Origin of the sequence: Paraburkholderia sp. NMBU_R16 (assembly GCF_013282575.1) — a bacterium.
Taxonomy (GTDB): Bacteria; Pseudomonadota; Gammaproteobacteria; order Burkholderiales; family Burkholderiaceae; genus Trinickia.
Map to the genome: position 1 here is coordinate 1 of NZ_JAAAYE010000293.1, position 493 is coordinate 493.

General features: G+C 59.8%; 1 protein-coding gene. It reads left to right on the top strand.

Going from position 1 to position 493, the window contains the following annotated elements:
- Positions 1–459 (top strand): IS3 family transposase (locus tag GWC77_RS28310; RefSeq protein WP_173262947.1); only part of this gene is annotated, 459 nt, incomplete at its 5' end.
- Between the last annotated feature and the right edge of the window lie 34 nt (positions 460–493).

A 493-nucleotide genomic window follows, 5' to 3' on the forward strand; every position in this document is an offset into this window, starting at 1 on the left:
GTAGTCGACGTGTTCGCGCGACGTATCGTCGGCTGGCGTGTGAGTTCGTCGATGACCACGGACTTCGTTCTCGATGCACTTGAGCAGGCCCTGTACGCTCGCCGGCCGGAAGACGACGGAACGCTCATTCATCACTCCGACAGGGGCTCGCAATACGTCAGCATTCGCTATAGCGAGCGTCTGGCCGAAGCCGGCATCGAGCCGTCGGTCGGCAGTCGAGGCGACAGCTACGATAACGCGCTGGCCGAGACGATCAACGGCTTGTACAAGGCGGAACTGATTCATCGTCGTGCGCCGTGGAAAACGCGTGAGTCGGTCGAACTGGCAACGCTCGAATGGGTCGCCTGGTTCAACCACCATCGGCTCATGGAACCGCTCGGCTATATCCCACCCGCTGAAGCTGAGGCAAACTATTACCGGCAACTCAGCAACGGAGTTGCGATGCCGGCATCAACTTAAACCAACCAGCCTCCACGATTCCCGGGGCGATTCA